General features: G+C 61.3%; 2 protein-coding genes. Both read right to left on the bottom strand.

Features of this window, described 5'->3' with window-relative positions; translation table 11 throughout:
* The coding region (gene fcl / locus HCZ30_RS16465; RefSeq protein WP_167639398.1) for a GDP-L-fucose synthase at positions 1 to 932 on the bottom strand (932 nt) is incomplete at its 3' end.
* A 9-nt stretch (positions 933 to 941) separates the two neighbouring features.
* Positions 942 to 2,060 (bottom strand): GDP-mannose 4,6-dehydratase (gmd, locus tag HCZ30_RS16470; protein ID WP_167639399.1); only part of this gene is annotated, 1,119 nt, incomplete at its 5' end.

The following is a 2,060-nucleotide window of genomic DNA, read 5'->3' on the forward strand; positions in this document are numbered from 1 at the left end:
TAGGTCTCTTCCAGCCCGTTGCGCAGATCGACGCTGGCGCGCCAGCCCATATCGGCGAGGCGGCTGACGTCCATCAGTTTGCGCATGGTGCCGTCGGGCTTTGACGTGTCGAAGGACAGCTTGCCCTTGTAGCCAGTGACCTCGGCCACCATCGCGGCCAGATCACCGATCGAGATATCGACGCCGGTGCCGACGTTGATGTGGCTCAGCATCGGCTCGGTGTTGGCCTCGTAGGTGTCTTTGTCGAGGTCGAGCACGAACAGAGACGCCTCGGCCATGTCGTCGACGTGCAGGAATTCGCGCATCGGCTTGCCCGTACCCCAGATCACGACCTCCTCGGTACCGTTCTGGACGGCCTCATGGAAGCGGCGGATCAGGGCGGGGAGCACGTGGCTGTTGGTCGGGTGGAAGTTATCGCCCGGCCCGTAAAGGTTCGTCGGCATGACCGAACGGTAGTCGGTGCCGTGCTGGCGATTATAGCTCTCGCACAGCTTGATGCCCGCGATCTTCGCCACAGCGTAAGGCTCGTTCGTCGGCTCCAGAACGCCGGTCAGCAGCGCGTCTTCACGCATCGGCTGCGGCACAGCGCGCGGGTAGATGCACGACGACCCCAGCTGCAACAGACGCGTCACGCCCGCAGCAAACGCCTGATGGATCACGTTACATTCGATCATCAGGTTGTCGTAGATGAAGTCCGCCGGATAGGTGTTGTTCGCATGAATGCCGCCAACACGCGCCGCCGCCAGAATGACGACATCGGGCTTTTCGGTCTGCATAAAGTCACGCACCGCAACCTGATCCGTCAGATCCAGTTCGCTATGCGTGCGCGTCACCAGCTCGATCGCTTCGCCGGCATCCTTGCGGGCCTGAAGGCGGCGCAAAATCGCCCCGCCTACCATGCCGCGATGTCCTGCAACGTAGTATTTGGTCATCGCTGATCCTCAACCATTCTCGACGCTGACCGGCAGGTCGAGGCCGTGCTCTTTGAGCAGGCGATAGCGGCGTGCGGTTTTGAGGTCTTCGGCGACCATTTCTGCACACATTTCCTGCGCGGTGATCTCCGGCACCCAGCCCAGCTTTTCCTTGGCTTTGGTCGGATCGCCCAGCAGGGTGTCCACCTCGGCGGGGCGGAAGTAGCGGGGGTCGATGCGGACGATCACGTCGCCGACTTTGACCTCGGGGGCGTTGTCGCCGGTGACCGAAGCGACGGTCGCGATTTCGTCAACGCCGGTGCCCGAAAACTCCAGCTCGATGCCCAATTCGCGCGCGGACCAAGTGATGAACTCGCGGACCGAATATTGGACGCCGGTCGCAATGACGAAGTCATCCGGTTGGTCCTGTTGCAGCATCATCCACTGCATCCGGACGTAGTCCTTGGCGTGGCCCCAGTCGCGCAGGCTGTCGATGTTGCCCATGTAGAGGCACTGCTCGAGACCCTGCGCGATATTCGCCATGCCGCGGGTGATCTTGCGGGTCACGAAGGTCTCGCCGCGGCGGGGGGACTCGTGGTTGAACAGAATGCCGTTGCATGCATACATGTTATAGCTCTCGCGGTAGTTCACCGTGATCCAGTAGGCGTACATCTTCGCGACGGCGTAGGGCGAGCGCGGGTAGAACGGCGTGGTCTCTTTCTGCGGGATTTCCTGCACGAGGCCGAACAGTTCCGAAGTCGACGCCTGATAGAAGCGCGACTTCTTCTCCAGCCCGAGGAAACGGATCGCCTCGAGGATGCGCAGCGCGCCGGTGGCGTCTACGTCGGCGGTGTATTCCGGCGCTTCGAACGAGACCGCAACGTGGCTCTGCGCACCAAGGTTATAAACCTCGTCCGGCTGGATATCGCCCAGCAGACGCGTCAGGTTCGAGGTGTCGGTCAGGTCGCCGTAATGCAGTTTGAAGTTCGCATTGTCGGTGTGCGGATCCTCGTAAATGTGGTCGATCCGCTGCGTGTTGAACGAGGACGCACGACGCTTGATGCCGTGAACCTCGTATCCCTTCTCCAAAAGGAACTCGGCCAGATAAGAGCCGTCCTGCCCGGTAACGCCCGTGATAAGTGCTTTTTT

The sequence above is a fragment of the Marivivens donghaensis genome, from assembly GCF_011806565.1.
GTDB classification, from domain to species: domain Bacteria; phylum Pseudomonadota; class Alphaproteobacteria; order Rhodobacterales; family Rhodobacteraceae; genus Marivivens; species Marivivens donghaensis_A.